Annotated in this window: 21 protein-coding genes, 1 tRNA gene and 3 pseudogenes; 11 read left to right on the top strand and 14 right to left on the bottom strand. The window is 33.6% G+C overall.

Going from position 1 to position 21,667, the window contains the following annotated elements:
* The 3 genes from CEV08_RS09725 to CEV08_RS07540 all read left to right on the top strand — a co-directional run.
* On the top strand, nucleotides 1–194 hold a 194-nt coding region (locus CEV08_RS09725), incomplete at its 5' end, for a hypothetical protein (RefSeq protein ID WP_100131046.1).
* A gap of 399 nt (nucleotides 195–593) precedes the next feature.
* Nucleotides 594–1,346, top strand: coding sequence for an antA/AntB antirepressor family protein (locus CEV08_RS07545; protein WP_100131045.1), 753 nt, complete (start codon nucleotides 594–596; stop codon nucleotides 1,344–1,346).
* Nucleotides 1,343–1,621, top strand: a complete 279-nt coding sequence (locus CEV08_RS07540) for a hypothetical protein (protein ID WP_100131044.1) — start codon at nucleotides 1,343–1,345, stop codon at nucleotides 1,619–1,621. The genes CEV08_RS07545 and CEV08_RS07540 overlap by 4 nt, the downstream gene beginning before the upstream one ends.
* A 43-nt stretch (nucleotides 1,622–1,664) precedes the next feature.
* Here the strand turns inward: CEV08_RS07540 and CEV08_RS07535 are convergent, their stop codons facing one another.
* Both CEV08_RS07535 and CEV08_RS07530 read right to left on the bottom strand, forming a co-directional pair.
* Nucleotides 1,665–1,985 (bottom strand): addiction module antidote protein, encoded by a 321-nt coding sequence (locus tag CEV08_RS07535; protein WP_100131043.1) that lies wholly within the window; start codon nucleotides 1,983–1,985, stop codon nucleotides 1,665–1,667.
* The gene (locus tag CEV08_RS07530) at nucleotides 1,972–2,274 is read right to left on the bottom strand and encodes a type II toxin-antitoxin system RelE/ParE family toxin (protein ID WP_100131042.1); all 303 of its coding nucleotides are present in this window, start codon (nucleotides 2,272–2,274) and stop codon (nucleotides 1,972–1,974) included. The genes CEV08_RS07535 and CEV08_RS07530 overlap by 14 nt, the downstream gene beginning before the upstream one ends.
* 211 nt (nucleotides 2,275–2,485) lie before the next feature.
* On the opposite strand from CEV08_RS07530, the pseudogene CEV08_RS07525 reads away from it, so the two are divergent.
* The 4 genes and pseudogenes from CEV08_RS07525 to CEV08_RS07510 all read left to right on the top strand — a co-directional run bounded on the left by CEV08_RS07525 (nucleotide 2,486) and on the right by CEV08_RS07510 (nucleotide 3,664).
* Nucleotides 2,486–3,099: pseudogene (locus CEV08_RS07525) on the top strand (lysozyme).
* Entirely contained in the window at nucleotides 3,096–3,323 is a 228-nt protein-coding gene (locus CEV08_RS07520; RefSeq protein ID WP_100131041.1) for a hypothetical protein, read from the top strand. Before CEV08_RS07525 ends, CEV08_RS07520 begins: the two are co-directional and overlap by 4 nt.
* A complete protein-coding gene (locus CEV08_RS10025) occupies nucleotides 3,256–3,447 on the top strand; it encodes a hypothetical protein (RefSeq protein ID WP_100131040.1) in 192 nt (63 codons plus the stop codon). The genes CEV08_RS07520 and CEV08_RS10025 overlap by 68 nt, the downstream gene beginning before the upstream one ends.
* Before the next feature lie 4 nt (nucleotides 3,448–3,451).
* Nucleotides 3,452–3,664, top strand: coding sequence for a hypothetical protein (locus CEV08_RS07510; RefSeq protein WP_100131049.1), 213 nt, complete (start codon nucleotides 3,452–3,454; stop codon nucleotides 3,662–3,664).
* A 118-nt stretch (nucleotides 3,665–3,782) separates the two neighbouring features.
* Here CEV08_RS07510 and CEV08_RS07505 read toward each other — a convergent pair whose 3' ends face one another.
* The 11 genes and pseudogenes from CEV08_RS07505 to CEV08_RS07450 form a co-directional block, all read right to left on the bottom strand.
* Nucleotides 3,783–4,064, bottom strand: coding sequence for a type II toxin-antitoxin system YafQ family toxin (locus CEV08_RS07505; protein ID WP_100131039.1), 282 nt, complete (start codon nucleotides 4,062–4,064; stop codon nucleotides 3,783–3,785).
* Nucleotides 4,065–4,076: 12 nt separating this feature from the next.
* Nucleotides 4,077–4,352: a type II toxin-antitoxin system RelB/DinJ family antitoxin gene (locus tag CEV08_RS07500; RefSeq protein WP_012230747.1), complete on the bottom strand. Its 276-nt coding sequence runs from the start codon at nucleotides 4,350–4,352 to the stop codon at nucleotides 4,077–4,079.
* Between the two features lie 119 nt (nucleotides 4,353–4,471).
* Nucleotides 4,472–5,020, bottom strand: coding sequence for an antA/AntB antirepressor family protein (locus tag CEV08_RS07495; RefSeq protein ID WP_100131038.1), 549 nt, complete (start codon nucleotides 5,018–5,020; stop codon nucleotides 4,472–4,474).
* 273 nt (nucleotides 5,021–5,293) lie between these two features.
* On the bottom strand, nucleotides 5,294–6,451 hold the full coding sequence (locus tag CEV08_RS07485) for a tyrosine-type recombinase/integrase (protein WP_100131037.1): 1,158 nt from the start codon (nucleotides 6,449–6,451) through the stop codon (nucleotides 5,294–5,296).
* A 1,508-nt stretch (nucleotides 6,452–7,959) separates the two neighbouring features.
* Nucleotides 7,960–8,280: a hypothetical protein gene (locus CEV08_RS07480; RefSeq protein ID WP_100131036.1), complete on the bottom strand. Its 321-nt coding sequence runs from the start codon at nucleotides 8,278–8,280 to the stop codon at nucleotides 7,960–7,962.
* A gap of 371 nt (nucleotides 8,281–8,651) precedes the next feature.
* On the bottom strand, nucleotides 8,652–8,942 hold the full coding sequence (locus CEV08_RS07475) for a hypothetical protein (protein WP_245407070.1): 291 nt from the start codon (nucleotides 8,940–8,942) through the stop codon (nucleotides 8,652–8,654).
* A gap of 155 nt (nucleotides 8,943–9,097) precedes the next feature.
* Nucleotides 9,098–9,652 carry a biotin transporter BioY gene (locus tag CEV08_RS07470; protein ID WP_100131035.1) on the bottom strand — a complete coding sequence of 185 codons (555 nt, stop codon included), beginning with the start codon at nucleotides 9,650–9,652 and terminating at the stop codon, nucleotides 9,098–9,100.
* Between the two features lie 871 nt (nucleotides 9,653–10,523).
* A pseudogene (locus CEV08_RS09720) lies at nucleotides 10,524–11,059 on the bottom strand (biotin transporter BioY).
* A 14-nt stretch (nucleotides 11,060–11,073) separates the two neighbouring features.
* Nucleotides 11,074–11,712, bottom strand: a complete 639-nt coding sequence (locus CEV08_RS07460; RefSeq protein ID WP_100131034.1) for an energy-coupling factor transporter transmembrane component T family protein — start codon at nucleotides 11,710–11,712, stop codon at nucleotides 11,074–11,076.
* Nucleotides 11,709–12,386, bottom strand: a complete 678-nt coding sequence (locus tag CEV08_RS07455; RefSeq protein ID WP_100131033.1) for an energy-coupling factor ABC transporter ATP-binding protein — start codon at nucleotides 12,384–12,386, stop codon at nucleotides 11,709–11,711. Before CEV08_RS07455 ends, CEV08_RS07460 begins: the two co-directional genes overlap by 4 nt.
* Nucleotides 12,387–12,426: 40 nt before the next feature.
* Nucleotides 12,427–13,854: an amino acid permease gene (locus CEV08_RS07450; RefSeq protein WP_100131032.1), complete on the bottom strand. Its 1,428-nt coding sequence runs from the start codon at nucleotides 13,852–13,854 to the stop codon at nucleotides 12,427–12,429.
* Between the two features lie 182 nt (nucleotides 13,855–14,036).
* Here CEV08_RS07450 and CEV08_RS07445 point away from each other — a divergent pair, with 182 nt between their 5' ends.
* Together CEV08_RS07445 and CEV08_RS07440 are read left to right on the top strand one after the other, a co-directional pair.
* Nucleotides 14,037–14,366, top strand: a complete 330-nt coding sequence (locus tag CEV08_RS07445; RefSeq protein ID WP_100131047.1) for a hypothetical protein — start codon at nucleotides 14,037–14,039, stop codon at nucleotides 14,364–14,366.
* A gap of 1,491 nt (nucleotides 14,367–15,857) precedes the next feature.
* Nucleotides 15,858–15,933, top strand: a tRNA-Thr gene (locus CEV08_RS07440).
* 473 nt (nucleotides 15,934–16,406) lie between these two features.
* Here CEV08_RS07440 and CEV08_RS07435 read toward each other — a convergent pair.
* Nucleotides 16,407–16,555 (bottom strand): annotated as a pseudogene (locus CEV08_RS07435) (helix-turn-helix transcriptional regulator).
* A gap of 1,039 nt (nucleotides 16,556–17,594) precedes the next feature.
* Here CEV08_RS07435 and CEV08_RS07430 point away from each other — a divergent pair.
* On the top strand, nucleotides 17,595–18,257 hold the full coding sequence (locus tag CEV08_RS07430) for a lysozyme (RefSeq protein ID WP_100131031.1): 663 nt from the start codon (nucleotides 17,595–17,597) through the stop codon (nucleotides 18,255–18,257).
* Nucleotides 18,254–18,481 carry a hypothetical protein gene (locus CEV08_RS07425; protein WP_100131030.1) on the top strand — a complete coding sequence of 76 codons (228 nt, stop codon included), beginning with the start codon at nucleotides 18,254–18,256 and terminating at the stop codon, nucleotides 18,479–18,481. Before CEV08_RS07430 ends, CEV08_RS07425 begins: the two co-directional genes overlap by 4 nt.
* The last annotated feature ends 3,186 nt before the right edge of the window (nucleotides 18,482–21,667 follow it).

Below are 21,667 nucleotides of genomic sequence, written 5' to 3'. Positions count from 1 at the left end.
TCATGTTCTCAAGTTTTATCTCTATATTACATATCTTTATGAGTTTAAGCATTCCCTATTCTTATTGCAATTTTAAAAAAAGATCATCATTTATGCTTTGTTTTTTCCATAAAAAAGTAAATAAAATCAATGCAAAAGGTACTTCCCAGCGGGTTGGCTTCGTTGCGGGGCAGGCTAGCGCGAACTATCGCTAGCGACAGAATTTTCAAATCAACTGTACATTGTACACATAACATATTGATAAATAACGAATTTAATGTGTATTTATATATACACTGTATAATAGTGGATTATTTTTAGAAAAAAGTTTTCATCACTTGACAAAGCAGTGACGTTATGTCTATTGTCGAATCAGGTGCCTAAGAAACACCTTAAAGCAACTAGCGGATGGATTGCCGGAACAATCTCTTCTCCGCCAACTAAAAGTTTTGACTCATTGTATGTTACACGCATATAATGGCATTGTCGGGTGTGGTTACGCTATACAATACCCTTTATGGGAAAGGCATAACGACGGGCTAGTTGCCGTGTTTCTTAGCACCCGGCACTCTTTTAGAGTGTCATTAAGAAACATCTAACAACTAGGAGTTCACATCAACACTCTTATAGAAATTACAGAACAAGTCATTGATGGCGATGCGATTCAGACAGTAAATGCACGTAATCTACAGGCATTTTTAGGAGTAGGTAAAAAGTTTGCAGACTGGATTACTGAACGCATTAACAAATATGATTTTGTCGAAAACAGAGATTATATAGTTTTTCCCAATTTTGGGAAAAACCTCCAAGGTGGTCGTCCCTCTAAAGAATATCACCTCACTTTAAGTGTAGCCAAAGAACTTTCTATGGTGGAGAACAATAAGAAAGGTAGAGAAGCTCGTTTATATTTTATAGAATGTGAAAAACGTGCAAAGCAAGTGACAACACCACAAGTAGATCTTGCCAATGCATTGGAAAATCCTCTTACGATTAAACAGCTCCTTTTAGAGAGCATCAATCAATTAGAAGACTTAAGAAATGAGGTGAGTACACTCAAGCCAAAAGCAGAAGCTTTAGAAGGTTTAAAACGTTCTGATGGGTTGTTTGGTCTTATTGAAGCAGCGAAGATGTTGGAGGTGCGACCAAAGGATTTAACCGATTATTTGCGTAAACATGATTGGGTGTATCGACGGGCTCCAGGGGCGCCTCTGTTACCTTATCAGGATAAAATCAAGAAAGGCTTTATGGACTGCCCTGCTATCACCATTCAAAGACCAGATGGTACAGAAAAGGTACTCCCTTCAACAAAAATCACATCCAGAGGATTGGCATGTTTGAGAGAACAAATCCATGGAGGTGTACAATGAAGATAGATACCAACTTCTTATGTGATTTATGGATAGCATTATCTCAATTTTCTAGACATGAAAATATGAATGACAAAGATTGTACTGCTCTGGTTGATACTATGACTGTCATAGAAAAAGCTTTGATTTCAAAACTTCAAGATGAGATGCCAACTATACTTAAAATCTTAACAGTTTTAACAGATTTTGGCGATTCAGAGTTACCGTATAGCATGGAACCTTTGTTGAAAACTTATGAACCAAATTCCAAGAACCCCATTAGAAAAGTTGCTTAAGTAAATATATACTCCCTCCTCGTTCTCAAAAATGGGGAGGGGATTAAGAGGCTTCTTCTAAAGCTGTTTGCTCCTTACTATTCTTTTGAATAGGTGTTAAACTCATTTGCAAATCTAATGCACTTAAAACACTAAGAAAAGTAGAAAGGCGCGGGTCACCTTTATCGCTTAAAGAACGATAAAGAGACTCGCGATTTAGTCCTGTCTCTTGGGAAACAGTTGTCATTCCTTGTTTACGCGCAATAATACCTAATACATGAGCAATATAACCACTATTTTGGGTTTCTAAAGCATCATCTAATAAGATCTTAAAGTCTTCAGGCGTATTAAAATATTCATTTACATCAAATTTAGTAATTTCCATGTTTCACTTCCTTTACTAATTGAAGGGCTTTTTCGATATCTTTTTGTTGTGTGGATTTATCACCAGCATTTAATAACAAAATGATTTGTTTCCCTCGTTTTACAAAATAAACACGATAGCCTGGTCCGTGATTTATTTTGAGTTCACCAATACCACGGAAATATTTCACATCCCCTAGAAGTCCATATTCAAGACGAAAAATACGTGCAGCAATTTTCTTTTGCACTTGTTTGTCTTTTAAAGAATCTAGCCATTCTGTAAAATAGTGTGTTTTCTTAACAATAAACATTATGTAGTTTATATGCTACATAATAGATAATGTCAAATACATTCTTTTGTTCCAATGCAAAAGCTACATAGGTTTTAACAAGCCAACCTTCCGAATGGGAAAGAGGTCAATTTTTTAATCCAGCTCTGCTTTTTGCAGGGCTTTTTTTATGGAGAAGCATATGCGAAAAATATCACCAGAAGGGCTAGCACTGATTAAACAATAGGAAGGCTTGCGTTTGAATGCCTATAAAGATGCCATTGGGGTATGGACAATCGGTTATGGACATACAAACAATGCTGGAAAACCTTTTGTTCATAAAGGCATGGTAATCACTGAAAAACAAGCTGAAGAACTTCTTTGCCAAGATTTAAAACAATTTGAAAATACCGTTGAACAAGCCGTTCAAGTTGCCTTAACCGATGAACAATTCGCAGCCTTGGTCTCCTTTTGCTATAATGTAGGAACAACAGCTTTTTGCAATTCGACCCTATTAAAAAAAACTCAATAACGGTGAATATGAAGCAATCCCAACCGAATTACAGAAATGGACCAAAGCAGGCGGTAAGCGTCTTGAAGGTCTAGCACACCGGCGTGCAGCTGAAGCAGGATTATGGGCGAAAGGTGCTTTTGTTTCCTCGAATTACCAAACCGTAGAAACGCAAGCGCCAACCGGGCTTTTCAAAGCCGAAGCTCTTGCTCCAGTCATTGGTTCTTTTTCTGGACTTGGCGGCTTATTAGCAGGCAATGGTCCAGTGCAATGGGCGGCTCGCCACTATCATGGTTTTAGCTGCAGGTGTTGGTCTTTTCTTTGTTGCTAAACGTTTTCAGGAACACCGTTTATGATCTTATGGATGAAAAGAAATCTGCTATTAACAGGCGCGGCTCTAGGCGCTTTTTTTATAGCTTTGGCAAAAGCTTTCACCCTTGGGAAAAAGGCAGAACAGCAAAAGCAAACAGAAAAAACCTTAAAGGCAGCAACAACACGGCTGGAGGTGGAAAATGAAATTAATCAGAAAAGTGATGCTGATGTGCGTGCTGCTCTCTCTCATTGGTTGCAGGACAAATAAGTATGTCTCTTGTGTTGGTTGGTTGCCAATTTATTTAGAAAGGCAAGATGTCAACGTCATCAGTTCCAATTTAGCAAGAGAGATCTTAAAGCATAACAAGCAGGGCGAACGTGTGTGTGGGTGAAAACATGGCTAGGAAAAGAATACAAGACGATATAGAACTTACAGAAGGAGAAAAAGAAATCCTTCAAGAAATCATCATGACCTACAAAAGTATAAAAGTGATGTCACGCTATACGAAATGGATTGTACTGATTATACTCTTATTAGCACTTGATTTTTCACGTATTATGGACGCATTGGCAAATATTTTTACACAAAAATCAAACATCCAACTCTAAATATACTTCGAGATGTGCAAAATTTTTAGCCAATAGATTTTTAATTTTGCACGTCTCATAAAGGCAATCAATAATATCTTTGCACGTTTACAGTGGTTTTCAAAAACTTGAAAAATTATCATAAACGCAGTTCAGAATGTGAACCAAACCGTAAAAGTTCTAAAGTCTCATCATCAGGCTTTCGATAGATCAAAACTAAATCTGGTTTAATATGGCAATCACGACAGTTTCGCCATTGCCCTGTTAGTGCGTGATCTCTCCACTGCATTTTTAAGGGTTTGTTTTCTACTAATGCTTTGATCACAAGCAGCAAATCTGTCTCTAATGTATCAGCATATCGCCCTTTACTTTCACGTTTCAGATCACGCCGAAAAGATTTAGTATAAACAATTTCCCGCATCGCTAGCCAAAGTCACTTTTCAGACTTACATACTTCGGCTTTATCATCACGAATCATGGCTCGCAGACCATCCAATGACGTACGTTCAACACGTCCCATTTCAGCATCCTCGATAGCCTGCAATGTCTCTGGATTGGGTTGAAATAGATCAAGTGGTAATGCTCTATCTCTAGCAATACGGGTCATAAACATACGCACCGCATCTGATACAGTTAAGCCCGTGGATTTAATAACTGCGCTTGCAACTTCCTGAACTTCATCAGGTATGCGTGCTTGAATTTTACCCATTCGCTTAAACCTCCTATTTATTTGTACTACAATGTACTACATCTAAGGCTGATGTCAAGAGATTTATCCAATAATCCCCTCCCCGCTTTTAAAACGGGGAGATGTCCATGCTTTTAAACTTAAGCAGCTTTCGTAACAGATCTTGCTAAAACCCGCTTAGCTTCTTTAATGAGGGATTTATATTTTCTGTTCTCTTCATCCACTCTAAAAGCATCAATAAGACGAACATGAATAGGACCTAAAAGATACAAAGCTTTTTCACCAGCACTCATACCCTCCCAGTAACTTGGCAAATCAAAGCGTGTATCATTATCATAATCAATAGATTGGCTTTTTAACTTTTTCTCACACTCAATAAAGTAACGACGAGCCTGTCTACCTTTCTCATTGCGTTCAACCATTGAAAGTTCTTTGGCCATATCTAGAGTGAGGTGATAATCTATTGCTGTAACAGCTCTAGATTTTGCGCTCCCCAATTTTGGGGACCGCAAATCTTGTGTTTTTATAAAATCACTACCCTCTTCAAATTTATACTGATGAATGCGGTCTTTAATCCAGGTAGAAAAATCTTTTCCTATTTCCAAAAACGCGTGTAACTCACACGCATTAACCGTTTGAACAGTTTCCTGATCAATGATTTGTTCTTTAATTTCTATAAGTGTGTTCATAACGAACTCCTATCGATTAGAGGTTTTTCATTGACATCCAACAAAGGATGCCGGGTGCTGAAAAACACGGTCGATAGTCCGTCGTTACGCTTTCCCTATAAAAGGTATTGTATAGCGTAACCACACCCGACAAAGCCATTATATGTGTGTAACATACAATGAGTCAAAACCTTTAATGTGCGGAGAAAAGATTGTTTCGGCAATCTATCCGCTACCGATTCAAGGTGTTTTTCAGGCACCTAATTCGACAATAGACACATTGTTATAAGCCTGTCAAGTCGCTCCTGTTATAAATGCAGCCCACTGTTCCATAAGGGTATGTCGTTGTTCTAAAAAATCTGTCCGCATATAAGCTTTTGTCACTGAACTCCCAACTGAATGCGCAAGAACAGTTTCGGCAATCTCAAAAGGTGTTGACGTTGTTTCTGCTATCCAGTCCCGTAAACTGGAACGAAAACCATGGGGACGATAAGTCAAACTACAAACTGTTATATATTTTGCCATGCTTGCATCAGAAATTGACGTACCGGTAAGACCAGAAAAGAGAAAACCATTCTTTTCAAAGGGGAGAGATTTTTTAATCACTTTTAAAGCTTCATGAGTTAATGGCACGCGAGAATCTGAAACTTTCCCTACAATACCCTTCATATTTTCTTTGGGTATTGTCCATATATTTTTATCTATTTGTTCAAGACGCAAATATCGCAATGGATATGACCGTACCCCCGTCAAAATAAGCAACTTCAGTGCTAAATTTGAAAGGATATTATCATCCAAGCTTTGATAAAATGCCGGAACCTCTTGCCATGGCATAGCAGGAATATTTGTTGATGTAGCACGGGGTTTTCCTAAAAGGGCGCGTGCTTTCATACAAGCTTGTAGATCAACGTCCAAACCAAGAGCCGCAGCATATTTCAAACAAATGTTAATACGGTTTAACGCTTTTCGTGCTGTATCTGCTTTTTCATGCCAAAGGGGCGCAAGAACATTGCGAATGATATTAGCCGTTAATTTTTCTATAGAGAGGCTGCCTATGTGTGGAATAACATGCAATTCCAGCGGAGAAAACCAGCGCCCATTTTTGCCTTCATTTTTTAACTCTGCTTTTTTACTTTCAAAAGCCGCTGTTGCAATCTCACTGAATATGTTGCTTTGCTGTTTTAAGACGGTTTGTTCTCGAAAGACAATAGGGTCATTGCCTTCTCTGAGAATAGCACTATAATGCTTGGCAAGTTCGCGCGCTTCTTTTAGAGAAAGTTGTGCAACTGGACCAAGCCCCATTTCACGGCGTTTGTTATGGTATGTATAACGAAAGAACCAAGAGCGCGTATTGTCTTTTCGAACATTCAACCATAATCCTGCCCCGTCACAATACTTACCTTGAGAAGCAGACTTGACAAGTAATGCTGATAACCTATGAATCCCCCTCACTTAATTTCCCTTCTCGTCCACCTTTTCACACATTGCTCGTCCACCTTTTTGGGTCCACCTTTTAGTCCACCTTAATTTTTGGATTTGAGATTTTTTCTTTAATTCTTAATTTTTTTATTGGAACATAAAAAATTATAGACATCAATAGCTCTTGCACATATTTACATAACTTGATTCTTGTTGCTAAAGCCCTGTCTGCCGCGTCTGGGCACCACTTTTTTTAAGGATCATTTATTTTTATTCGCGCTTTTAAACATGAGGAACTTCCAAATAAAAGTGAGGGAATAGGTATTCCCAACATGCCTCTTAATTATTGTGAATCAGAATTTTTTTGAAGTGTTTTTTGATTTTTGCGCTTACAATTCTTTCGTTTCTAATAAGATGAATCCTTAAAAAATTTCTATCATTCCATTATAATTATTATACTTCAATATTAATTTTTGCCCTGAAAGTTTTTGATGATATATGCGCCATATTGATTATATTACCTGTATCAAAGTTACCCACGGGATAATTACTCTTTACTGAGAAAGATGAAAACCTTCAATAAAACATATTAAAAGCATTAAAGGAAGTTATAATGTGTTTTTACAAAAGTTTTTTAAATTTACATTAAATCATTATAAATATACAATATGCTAATTTATTGTTTTATAGGTTGAATAAAAACCTGAATATCGTAGATCTTTCATTTAAAATTCGTTTACATGCAATCAATTAAAATCATTTATTTGACATCAAAAGGGTTGCTAGCATATGGATAAAAAACGTTTTATGAACTATATCATGACCCTGAGCTATAAAAACATTGGAACTGGAAAAAATGTATGATGATATCGACTTTTCATAACCGTAAAGATGCTGGTGTCCTAATGTGTTATTCGCGGAAGCTTTATCATTATACCATTCACGAGTATCGTCACGAAATTAGTGTAATGAGCCTTAAGAAATGCCCTTTTAAAACAAACTCATAAATTGCTCAAAACAAATATATCACGTTTGAGCTGTTCTCTTTGTAAGTGAAAGACATTCCCCTATTAAAAAACGTGAGACATAAAAGCCTAGTCTCTATTATTAAAAAGATATTGGTGTGGAGACGTTTGAAAGTTGGAAAGCCTGATTAAAAGGAAATAGTCAAGCGATTGATTACTTTGCACATACCCCACATCATCTTCTCTAAAAACTTTATGAAATCGATACTCATCCATCTTTAAAATACTAAAAGACTTACAACCCTTCTTTCAAAAATAGAAGTTACACTATTCTTGCAACGAAGTAAAAATTAAAAAATCAATTGGTGCAATCTCCAAAAATAATCTTGTAGATAACTAATCAGTCTCATTATTTTAGAAAAATATTAGTATTTTTTTAAGCTCATTATAAAAACCTATTTAGCTTTGAACGATTAAATAGTATAAAATATTGCTATAATATATAAAATACTTAAAGTATTAATGTACATATCTTGTCATTTATTGTTGTATTTTATTCTCCAAACAATAAATAATCTACCATACGAATACGGAAAGAAGTGAACCAAATAAAGATTTCCAGAAGTCACTATACAAACGGTATATTCTTGGCAAAAATCCCTCCCTATTCTCCCAATAATTATCCCAATGTTTAGTACTCTCACGATCATTCGTTGAAATGACTTTATTTAATAAAGAATCACTCTTTTTACTAAGAAACAAATCCGATGAAAAAACAGTAGGAAGAGAACCCAAAGATGCTTCCCTTTGAAAAACTGTATGTTCAGATGCTTTTGCAACATTTAAAAAAATTAATAATAGAGCACATATAGAAAAAAAATACTTCATAGCTTTCATAATTCACCTTAATTAAAAATACTCATCGTGGATTTAATACAATTCTTTTTTATATTGTATTTAAGCTATTCTCTTTATAAGTGTAAAGACATTACCTCATTAAAAAATGTGAGACATAAAAACGCAATCTTCATTACCAAAGAAATATTGATGTGGGTATTTTGAAAGTCGGAAAACCTGATTAAAAGGAAATAGTCAAGAGATTAACTACTTAAACCTACCCCACATCTCCCTATACCATGATATCTATCTATTAATCTTTGATGTATACGTTTTATTTCTTCAAATAAAGATGCCACCTTTTTTATGAAATAATTCAGTACAACCAGGATGCACCTGATACAATATAACCAGGATGCACATGATAATAGCTATTTACGATAATAGCTATTTATTAAGCTTTGATATATACGTTTTATTCCTTCAAATAAAAATGACACCGTTTTATAAAATAATCCAGTATCACCAGGATGCGCCGGTATAATGACTTTATTTAATAAAAAATTACTCTTTTTACTAAGAAACAAATCCGATGAAAAAACAGTAGGAAGAGAACCCAAAGATGTTTCCCTTTGAAAAACTGTATGTTCAGATGCTTTTGCAACATTTAAAAAAATTAATAATAGAGCACATATAGAAAAGAAATACTTCATAGCTTTCATAATCCACCTTAATTAATACAAATATCCATAATGGATTTAACATGATTCTTTTTTTGTGTCCATATTATCTTTTAATGAAAAATAATTTATTTTGTTACTATTTGTGTTCCAGTTTTCTTATGAAATGTAAGATAAAACTTTATGCAAGAATCGAGCTACCCTTTCTTGGAATGAATGAGGGGGACGGTTTTTTTAATGGTAAGCGCTATAGAGGTTGCAATCAGCACTTTAAAAAAACCACCAATTAAAAAAACTAATGAACTTATTAAAACTGTTAGCAAAGGCACTTGTGTCATATACGCTGTCCATGGAATACCAAAAGCATAAACAACGCCTATACCACCCACAGTATTTATCAAGAATAAGAGTATAAAATTTAAGCGCTTCCAAAATAACTCAACCAATAAGCCAATAAAAAACGCGGCAAAAGGAAAACTGATGAGATAACCACTCGTAACTCCTGCAAAAACACTCATTCCACCACGACCACCAGACAATAGAGGCAATCCAATCGCCACAAGAATAAGGAAAAGAAATGATGCGAAAGCCCCTCTTCTGGCACCAAGTATAGACCCTGCTAACATTGGAGCCATAGACTGAGCTGTAATAGGGACTCCTAAAAGAAAGGGAAGATAAACAGGAGGGAAAATTCCCAAAACTGCATAAATAGCGGCAAATAAAGCTATATAGACTAAATCTTTTGTATTCATTGGACTATTCCTTCATTATGGCAAAGCTTTAGTTATTGTTGTTATAATTAATCAAAAGTATTAGCTTTAAAAAGCACACTTCCAATGCATTAGATATAAAGAAAAATATTATAATAATTTATTTTAATAATATCATTCATATGAATCATATTAGATTCTACAATATTTGATTATATCATAAATGACTACAGTTAAATTCAAAGGACTTGTGGTGATATATAATTATCATATGATAACAGCATAATAAAATGATACATTTATTTTAGCTTATAAGCATATCAGTTACAACTTCATCTCTAGTTTTGAAAAAAATTTTCTTTAAAATTGGTTTTAAAGAATTTTTATCGTAAATGATGTTCTTTTTAAATTTTTTAATTATTTTTTCTTGTCTTTTATTTATATTGTTTTCACCAATATTTGAACTTTGTTAAAAGCCCCTTGTTACAGCAGAGGGTTTATTAGGTTGTATTAATTCTCAAGTCCCGTACCTAAAATTTTAATGAGATAGCAAGTTTTATCTTTTTTAGTGACCTTAATAGAATTTTTTATTCCATTATTCTCACTAGGAGTACCAAACCTTCTTACAATTTCAAAAAAGTCTCTTAGAGCTGTATAAGCAGTTATAAATAAAAGTCGACCATCGCTAGATAAAGATAAGCTACAGTCTGTAATGACATCTTTTTAGTTTTTTCGTCTTTAATGGGATATTCTCGTCTATCGACATCATAATCTACAGCTGTACAAGTGAAATCGTCGTCGTTATGACGTCTATATTCGTCTATAGCTGCTATTAATGTGATAAAATCGTCTTTTTCTTATTATGCTTTATTTTTAGATGAATCGCATTATCATAATATATTCAAAAGAAAACCTATTTTTTCTGTGAATGAATGAAAGGAACAGATCTTTTAAACGCGAGTGCAAAGGTTGCAATCAACGCTTTTATTAAACCATTACCTATCAAAAAACCTGTGGAAGCGATTAAAACCTTCAGTAAAAAAGCTTTAGTCATATATGCTGTCCATGGAATCTAAAAGCATAGAAAACTCCTATACCACCCACAATATTTATGACAAAGAATGTTATAAAATTTAACCGCTGCCAAAACAATTCTACCATTAAACCAATAAAAAATGCGAAAAATCTATCAAATAACCGCTTGCAATCCCTGAAAAGACACTTATCCCCCCCCCCAAGACACAGTGGTAATACAATCGGGAGAAACAAGGAAAGGGAACAATGCCAAAGCCTTCCTTTTTTCTCAGAATAAGACCCTGCTAGCATCGGTCCCATCGACTGAGCTACATAGTATCCAAGCAAAAAAGGAAGATAAATAGGAGAGAAAAAATTCAAAACAGCATAAACAGCAACAAATAAAGCTATATAGACTAGATCTTTTGTATTCACTTGATTCTTTTTTACTATAAAAAACTTGAATTATTATGAGATGCTGTATCAGTAGTATCAGTATCATAAGAACGCGCTTCCAATGCTTCAGCCACTTCTGAAGCCATTCTTATGGTTCGTATAATTAGAGGTATTGAAAGAGCGATAATGTTCATATTAAGTCCCCGTGCTTGCTGTGCTTCATGGACTTCATTAAACTTTTCACTCAAAAGAGGAATAAACCTGATCGCCATAGAGATAACCATACTCACTTTTGATGGATTTATACCAAAACAACGAAAGGGCTGAAGTCCTGCTTCAATTGCATCCACCATATCTGAAACTCTTGTTGTGAATGAAATAAGTGATGATAAAGAAAAGAGGATAATAAGACGTAATACGACCTCAACTCCCGTAAGCCAACTGCTAAAAATAGTTTGAAATACAAATAGAAAAACTAAAAGAAATCCCATCGATTTAAACTGCTTTATCACAGTGCTAAAGGAAACCTTGGCAACTCTATAGAATAAGGCAACAAATAATAAAAATAGTCCAAGAAGCGGTATAGATGAAACCATTATTATAAAAGTTCCACATACTGTAAGAAAGAATAACTTAACTCCAGGACTTAACCTATGAATAAATGTATCCTTTGGAATATATAAACCAATCATGACATCCTTCTTATATACTCCTTGATAGCAACAAAAGGTACATCATCAATTGCTATTTTCCCCTTATCAAAAACCAGCACTCTATCAAATTTTTTCAAAAAATCCAAATCATGCGATACAACTATAGCCGTTTGTGGTAATTCTTCTATTACTTGCGTAACGCGATGCTTATTTCGCAAATCAAGTAATGTCGTCGGTTCATCAAAAATAATGTAATCTGGTTTCATGGCAACCACACTGGAAATCGCAACGAGTTGTTTTTGCCCGCCACTTAATAAATGAACAGCGTGATTTCTGAAATCTTGAAGTTCATAGCGCTGTAAAATTTCATCTACACGCTCCTTAATTTCATCCTTACTAAGCTTCAAATTTTTAAGGCCAAAGGATAAGTCTTCTTCTACTAATGGTAAAACAATTTGGTTGTCAGGATTTTGAAAAACAAATCCTACTTTACGCTTTACCGCCTTTGCATCACGTTTTGTATCAAGCCCATCAACACTTACAAAACCGTGAGATGGTAATTGGAGCCCATTGATCAGACGAGCAAATGTACTTTTTCCAGAACCATTTGCACCAATAACAGCAATCCGTCTTTCGGTAAGTTGTACAGTAATACTCTTTAAAACACACAACTCACCAAATACTTGTGTTACCTTATCAAATTTTATTCCCAAAATTTATTCCAATCAAACCCTTTTCTTACCCCTTCTATTGTTACCGCTTAAGCTTATAGCCTAAAAGTAAAAATAAGCACCATAGAGGAATAATAATAACTGCCAAACTCATATCCGGCATTTGTACAGGGATATATGTTTCAATAAAGGGTACCCTTATTCCTATCATTTCAAAAAGTTGAGCCATGAATCCATTTTTCCCAAAACCACTTATAAACATTATACCAAATAATAAAATAAGAAAGCATAAGCAAAGATAGTTAGCGTAAGGATATAAACCAAACGCATAAATAAAGTTGCCTTTTCTGTCCTTATGGGCCTTTCGAAATTTCAAATGAACAATCACAATAATAGCCCAAGTAATAAGCGCCGCTGCAGTTGCAAGAGCCATAATTCGCATAAAACTATTATTAGGAACTAAAGCATTAATAACAAGGATTGTTGCCGTACAGAGCGATGAAAAAAGGAGGGCAACATAAGGAACACGAGCAGTACTCAGCTTACTGAAAATATGTGGTGCATTTTTTTGTATAGCTAAACTATAAAGCATACGACCATTAGAATAAATGCCACTATTGTAAACAGAAATAGCCGCCATAATAACCACAAAATTCAAAATATGACCCGCAGCGGGAATTCCTACATTTTCAAAAATTGTAACAAAAGGACTGCCATTTTTCCCAATCATATCCCACGGGCTGATTATCATAATAACACTGATAGAACCAACATAAAAAATTATAATTCTCCACATAACTTGACGAATAGCCGCCGGAATTGTTTTTTGTGGATTAGATGCCTCTCCAGCAGCAATACCAATAAGCTCGGTTCCTCCAAAAGAAAACATTACGACAGAAGTTGCCAAAATAACTCCTATAGCTCCATAAGGGAAAAAACCGCCGTGATCCCAAAGATAATGGATACTCGCTTGATTTTCCCCTATTCCAGAGAAAATGAGAAAAATCCCAAAAATAATCATACCAATAACGGCAGCAACTTTGATTAAAGCACAACCAAATTCAAATTCTCCATAAAAACGCACATTAAACAAATTAATTAATGTGACAAACAAAAGCACAATGAAGGATGACTTCCAATGATCAATCACAACCCAGTGATCAAGATAAAATCCAATCACTGTAAGTTCAGTCATGCTCACAAGAATATATAAAAACCAATAGTTCCAACCTGTTATAAAACCTGCTAAACTCCCCCAATATTTATAAGCAAAAAAACTAAAAGCACCCGATGTTGGTTCTTCTACAGACATTTCACCAAGCATTCGCATAATGAAATACATAATAAGTCCGCCGAAAAGATAAGCGAGAATAACTGAGGGACCCGCCAATTGAATTGCTTCAGTTGATCCATAAAAAAGTCCTGTCCCAATAACACCACCCAAAGCAATCATTTGAATGTGGCGGTTTTGAAGACTACGCTTCAATTCATTATTCGCATCCTTAAGCATTATTCTTAACTCCCCCTAATATTGATTCTAATTTTTACACGAAATTTTGATGATATCTTCGACATATTTTTTCAACAGAAATTATAAAAAAAAAGAATATAAACTCATTTTTTTGTCATAATGCAACTCCTTATCTTTCTATGCATTATGCGAAATGTTCGATTGAAATTACAGGAAGAAATATGCTTCGCCCTTTATGCAAATTAATGGCTTTCATTTTTGTTACACTAACAATTATAGCATTGGTTATTGATAATGCACACTCTGTCATTACATCACACTGGATAATAACCCCCCTTAATAAAATTCTCGTAAATCTTCTGCAAACAGATATCGATAGCCTTAATCAATCTCTACACCAAATAATGCCTGATTTTTTATCCTCAATTTGTATTACTCTCACTTATTTACCAGCATGGATTATCTTTGGTGCTTTAGCAACAGTATTTTGTATCTTAAATTACGAAAAACAAAGGCCTTTTCAAAAAATATCATATACATATAATGAATAATACATTTAAGCTTGAAAAAGACTTCTAGAACTCACTGTATGATAATACACTACCGATGTAATTTAGAATCCCCCACCTTATCAACACAACTAAAAGTTATTGATCGTAAAAACCGGTTAAAATGCTTTATTATAATAAATATATATGCTCAATTACGATTTCTAATCGATAACGAAAACATCATTTCATTTGCATTAATTMAAAGAAATTAGCGAAWAAATTCAACTCCCGCCGATAAGAAAACTCTATACATAAGAATTGAAATCCATTGAAGACTCTATATTTTTCTAAGGCTGCTGTTATACACTCTAAAAAGCTCCCTTAGTTTTAGTATTAGAAATCACATATAAAAAATTTCTTCCAATATCAATATACCTCATAAAATTGCAATTTATTAAAATTAATAAGAAAATTTTAAAACCTATAAAAACTGTTATACACGCTAAAAAATACATTAAACAAAAACTAATCTGTAAATAATACATAATCGTGATAAAGCACTTTTCACACCTTTCTTTCATTGTGATATGAACCCTATCTCATCTAAAAAACAAGAGGCTATTATTAGAAATAATTTAAAAAAATATTGTCATAGGCGCGCGCCTCTCACATAAAATAAAACACCATTGGGTTGCTAACTCATAAACTTGTTTTAAAGAAACATCTCTCAATATGACCAGGCCCATTTCGTGATATTGACCATAAATGATATAATGGTCAATTTATCCAATACCTCCATCTTTACGCTGGTCAAGTGTAACAAGCCAACACTATTACATACTTTGCCATCTCTAAAATGTTCCCACAGTCCTTGGTACTTGAGATGATTCATAAGAGGCATTTTTAGCCCTTTCTTAATAGTTTTTTAATCACACGGACTCATCTCGCTTGTAACGTGCAAAAAACATGGTTTTGACTTATTCAACATGAGAGAGATTTGACATAAGAGAAGCTTACGGTATTTAAGGTTTTAACTCACGTTGAATTAAGCTAGCTTCATTTCTAGTTTCATCTGTGATTTTCATCCGACATGATTTCAAATCCATTTTAAGTAAAAAACACATGATTAATTCTATTAACCCTCCCCATTTCTCCTCCTATAAAATTAGCAAAAAACTTCAACGAATATTACTTAGCTTATTTTTACATTATATAAAGTTCAATTTCCCAAGCACTTATTCAACAAATTCCTTCCCTTTCTTAGAATTAGAAAATATTTTTATCTTTACTAAAATATCTTAACACCATTTTCTATCCGGAAGATTGAAGTTTCCAGCTTCTTAATTTGAACACTATCATAAATTGGAAAGCGCTTTTTATCGCATTAAGATCAGAAAATACTGCGCTCCCCATGACCTTTACATAGTTTTCCCCCTCCTTAAAATGATTATCACATCTTATAAATTATTGAAAAAAATGCATACTTGCTTTTATACGTACTTTTAGCTATTACCCTCAAATTAGTTTTGTCTCATTGACTTGCAAACCTATGCCGCATTAGCTCAGTTGGTAGAGCACATCATTCGTAATGATGGGGTCGCTGGTTCGAATCCGGCATGCGGCACCACTTTTTGTGTTTAATATATTGAAATACATAGATTTTTTACTTAAATAGCAATTTACAGACTACCTTTTAGTCCACCTCTTCTGTTTTATACAATTTCACCTCATTTGTTGTTATTGGCTCGGTATTTTTCTTTGGAGTAAAGGCTAGAATCTCTTTTTTCTCTGTAGCTTGTCATCAGGTTTTACCTCAATTTATTTTTTGAAGGGTTTTTAAGGAGGTCTCAAATGATCTTCAAAGGCCGTTTTCTTGGCTCTCACAAATTTTTTAAAATCTTCAAAGGATTTTCAAAGACCTTTCAAAGCCTTTTTTCATGAAAACGCACTTTTTACCATTTTTTGCGTTTTTTCCCAACTTTAGGTGTCAAAATCGATTTTGACAAAACGCGTATTTGAATTATATACAAAAACGATAAATTATCACGTATTCCTAACTAATCCTATCTCTTTCCACTTATTGCAAAATCTACTGTCAAATTATATTCCCCATCTTACTGCTCTTCCTAGCTTGTATGGCTTTGGAAACTCCCCTTGAAGCACCCAATTGCGAATCGTTATTGTGGATATACTGAAAAGCTGTGCACATTCACGGGTTGTACATATCTATCGCCGTCATCAAAGAGCATTTCATTTTTATATTACATAAATGAGTAAAGATCTGAGAGGAGAAAATTCCCTCTCTAACTTCAAGCTGCTTTTATCAGAAACTTTTGTATCCTTCATGTGATTGCACCTAAAAAGATTTCAAAAACTCGATTGATTTGTTTAAGATTTTACTGAAAACATAGCCAATACAACTCCAGACAAAGATGCTACCATCGACAAGAACGTTCCACAAAACGCTTCATATGAATAAGACGAAGGCGTTATTCATATGAAAAAATATATAACCAAGACTATCGTTCAGGTTTATTATCGTAGAATATCCTTTAAAAAACTATAAAATATCATTGCGTTATATATTGAATACACTCCTCTAATATAGAGTTTTAATTGGAAACAGATTATAAAAGAAGAATAACTATCTGTTATGTTTTTATATAAATAAATTTATGTAACAGTTTATTTCAAATCCTTCATGAAGGTATGTTGTTGAGAAAATTAAGAACTTAGAGGAAAAAATAAAGAATAATTAAATTAACTATAGCTTTTTTGGTTAAATATGTATAACACATTATGTGTTAAGTGTGTTGATTCTTAGACAGCTTATAGAGGTGGTGTTTAATTGTAATATATCTTTTTGTTTTTATAAGAATTTATATGGTATAGATTATGGATTCTGAAATTATTTACTATTATTTCATTAATTGTTATATTTTTTGATTTTTGTTGAAAAGAGCTTTTTCGGTAAAAGTTATTGGGATTTTTTAAGCAAGTTTTTTCTCAATCAGTCTATATCAATTTTATTCATAGCTGGAGTATCTGATTATAAATTGGTTTATTAAGAGTTATTTTATTTAGATTCAAGAGAAAGCGTTTTACTTCAAAATGGATATTAATGACCACAATATTTATTCCAATAAAAATGATATTGGCTTTAATAATTTTCACTATAATGGTTTTACTTCAATTAAGCATTTTTACTGTTTCGTTATTTAAAAATGAATAGATGTAATTTTAAAATTCATATCCTGCTTTGTGTAGGTTTATTATAGGATAGGAATAATGCGGAAAATATCAAAAGAAGGGCTTGCGCTCATTAAGCAAGTAGAGGGCTTGCGTTTAACAGCCTATGAGGATTCTGGTGGTGTATGGACAATTGGTTATGGACATACAAGTGCGGCTGGCGCTCCAAGTGTCCATAAAGACATGCAAATTACGGAAAAAGAAGCTGAAAAAATCCTTTTTCAGAACTTGAGAGAGTTTGAATCCGCTGTTCAAAAAGCTGTTACCGTTCCTTTAAGTGATGAACAATTTGCAGCGTTAGTATCATTTTCCTATAATGTAGGAATAACAGCTTTTTGCAACTCTACACTTTTAAAAAAGCTCAATAAGGGTGAATATGAGGCAATACCAGCCGAATTGCAAAAATGGACAAGAGTAGGAGGAAAACGTGTCAAAGGTCTTGTCAATCGTCGAGCAGCCGAAGCAGGATTGTGGGCAAAAGGATCTCATGTTGCTCCTAATTATCATGTGGTAGAATCGGAAGGTGTAACAGGTATTTACAAACTAGAAGCTCTTGCACCGATCATAGGCTCTTTTTCAGGGCTTGGGGGACTTTTTGCAGGAAATGGTCCTGTCCAATGGGCTTTAGCAGTCATTATGGTTTTATCTGCTTGTACAGCAATGGTATATATCGCTAAACGTTTTCAGGAACACCGCCTATGATCTTATGGGTAAAAAAGTATCTGACGATGACGTCAGCAATCATAGTCGCTTTTTTTGTAGCTTTAATGAAAGCCTTTTTCCTTGGGAAAAAAGTTGAGAAGCAAAAACAAATGAGGGAAGATTTTAAGGTAGCAGAAACACGGCTTGAGGTAGAAAATGAAATTAACAAAAAAAGTGATGCTGATGTGCGCAATAAGCTTTCTAACTGGTTGCGCGACGAGTGAACGAACTTCTTGTATTGGATGGCTGCCTATTTATTTAAATCGACAAGACATCAATGTCATTAGTCCAAATTTGGCAAGGGATATTTTAAAACATAATGAGCAAGGTGAGCGTCTATGTGGGTGGAAAAATACACGAAAAGTGAAATGATAAAAATACAATTCTTTAGAAACTTTAATCAATGAAAAGATTTAAAAGAAGTGAGTATCTTCAAGTTAGATGTAGAAGCACTTAAAGGATTAAAACGCTTTGATAGTTTATTTGTTTTTTAGAGTGATAAAGATGCTCAAGTTACATCCCCCAAATTTAAGTAGTTATATTTGCGTAAAATGATTGAGTGCATCAATGTATCCTAGGAATATTTTTATTATCCTATTAAACAATATAAGAAAGGATCTTATGGATTGTCATGCCGTTCAAAGATCTGGTGATATAAAAGCGGGCTGTCTTTAGACAAAAAACATATCTAGAAAATTGCCCATGCTTAAGAAAATCAGTTCACGGAATGGTGCTGAAATATTGGCTTTTTATGCGATTTTAAATGGCGTTGTTTCAGATTTTTTACTGTAATTCTATTGAAGATAAAGTAAATACTTTCGCGCTTTATCTTCTTTATTTGTTCTAAAGTGGTGTAAAAACACTGTAGGTAGTATTTTCTGTTGATTTTTCTATAGATATGCTCCCTATGTGGGAAATACATACAACTTCAATTGAGAAAACCAACACTCATTTTTATCTTTATTCTTTAACTCAATTTTCTTGTTTTTTAAAGTGACCTGCGCAATTTCTTAAAAAATATTGCTTTGTTTCTTTAAGATAGTTTGTTCTCGAAAGACAATCAGATCATTTTCTTCTTTGAGAATATCACTATAAGTCCTAGCACTTCTTTTAAAAAAAGCCTTGTGACAAAAATCTATTCTCATTTCACGGTGCTTACTATGATGTGTATAATGGAACAACTAGGAATACGTATGTCTTTTCGAATATTCAATCACGCGCTCCTGCTCCATCACACTATTGACCTTGAGAAGATACTTTTCCGAATGCAGCTCATGAATCTATAAAGCCCCCTTAGCTAATCACCTCCTCGTCGGCCCTTTCACGCATTACCCATTCATCTTTTTGGGGCCGCCCTTTAGACCTCTTTTAATTTTTGATATAGAATTTTTTTCTTTAATTCTTATATTTTGTTGAATTATAAAAAGATTATGCAGCAATATGTTTTTACGCATCTTTATACACTTTGATTCTCGTTTTTACAGCTCTTTCTGCTAACATGTTGCAACGTTTTTTACATTTAATATATATCTTTTAAATTTATTCGTAACTCGCTAGAAAAATTTTTATATTTTGTTAAAAATATGGCACAGCAATTGTTTTATTTTAAAGAGCAATCCGTATAAGATGGTATAATCTCTTTTATGAAGCTAACTGAAAGTTTTTTGAACTTTTAGCGTATTGATTTAAAGACAAAAATACCTTTTTATGTATACAAAATTCATACCATCATCTGATAGCTTTCCCAATTACATCAATCCTTTCCATAATAACCTTCAACACCATAAAAGGTTGGGTCAAAATAACAAAGTGTTTAAACAGCTCATAATGCACCATAAAATCAGACCAGCTTAAATTTTCAATGCGAATACCTGCTAAAGGTTAATCAATAAGTTTTAGAACGCCTTCAAATTGAAAAGGGTTAAACCGCGCTACAATAACGGATTTCAATTCTCATCGTACGATTGGCGACCTTCCCGCTAATAATCGCTATAAAAATACCTTGAGATCGGTTCTAAATCCATGAGAATTTCTGGATCTTACTTGATTAAGCGTTGAAACATCTCACGGTTCCCCATCTGAAATGCTAAAAATTTTCACAAAAGGGATGATAGTGGTGTTGTAGCACTCTCCCCCAATTTTACGACATCACTTGAAAGATTTTTGCTGGTTCCAGCGAATAAAATGAATTTCTTTCTAAAGAAAATACCCCCATGTCGACAAAAGGATTTGTGTCCGCGCTATAAGAAAAATCCTCAATAATTTTGATGATTATTTTTGTTATTGTTAGCAATATCAGCAGCTGGTATGAGACTAACAGAATTATAATTTTTATCGTAAAATATATCCAATCATTCTTTATATTTTTTTATCTATCATAGCTATCTTTGCACGGCCTCAAGTAATAATAAAATGACTGTAATATTAAATTGTCCTGCATTGAGCAGGTTACTCGCAAACTATCCCTGTTGGCGAGGTGATAATTCACCCTCTATTTAAAAGAGAGAAAAACTTTTCTTTTTTGTTCAGCGATAAAATAAATATTATCCAATTACTTACGCGTTATAATTCGATAAAACGGAAATTCCAATTCTTTCTACTTTCAATAATCCTGAGCCCATTTATATAGGCTTAAAAAAGTGTTCTGTTCAAAATATTCATAATAATGCTTTAAAAATCGATATTTATAAAGCTTCTATTATAAAAAAGATATTCTCTTACTTGCTACTGATGAAGCTGTTCAGATTGGTCTTGATGTTACTGCAGGGCTCAAAAAACAGAAATTGTACTAACAGTTACAAGTGTGCCAATAATTCAACCTTTAGATAATATATCTGTGTTAGAATTATGCAAATCCCACAGATCTGTAAAGAGAATAGTATCAATGGAAGCTTGGAGATACAATTTCTAGATTGCTTATGGCACAAAAGATTCTATACCTGTTTTTATCATGAAAAATGCCAAATGCCCCATCTGTAATAGAAACAAACTGAAGCTTTTGACAGGTTATGGAATCAATCGAGATCGCACAAATAGTATTAGTAATAATATACTGTATAGAAAATATTAAACTTCTTCCTAATATACCCGCTAGTTCAAAAACATTATAACTTATTGATATAACAAGAAAAAATGTCCAATAAGAACACTAAATCACGTTGTCTTTCTTTCTAGTGAATGCGTTTTATTTAAAAGATACTACACTGTATTTTCATTGTTTTAAAATGCATTCTATGAAAGACAATACCATACCCATATAATATAATTATTTATTAAGATTAGAATCGATACTATAATTATAGAATCTATCTACATTTTTGTTATAATTTATATATTTATTAATAATACATATTGATTTTTAAAAAATTTATTTATATAATTTATGTATTTAATTGTGTATTATATTTATA

The organism is Bartonella tribocorum, assembly GCF_002778015.1.
GTDB classification, from domain to species: Bacteria; Pseudomonadota; Alphaproteobacteria; order Rhizobiales; family Rhizobiaceae; genus Bartonella; species Bartonella tribocorum_B.
The sequence above is the reverse complement of the archived record's forward strand: the minus strand, read 5'-3'. Positions and strand labels throughout refer to the sequence as shown.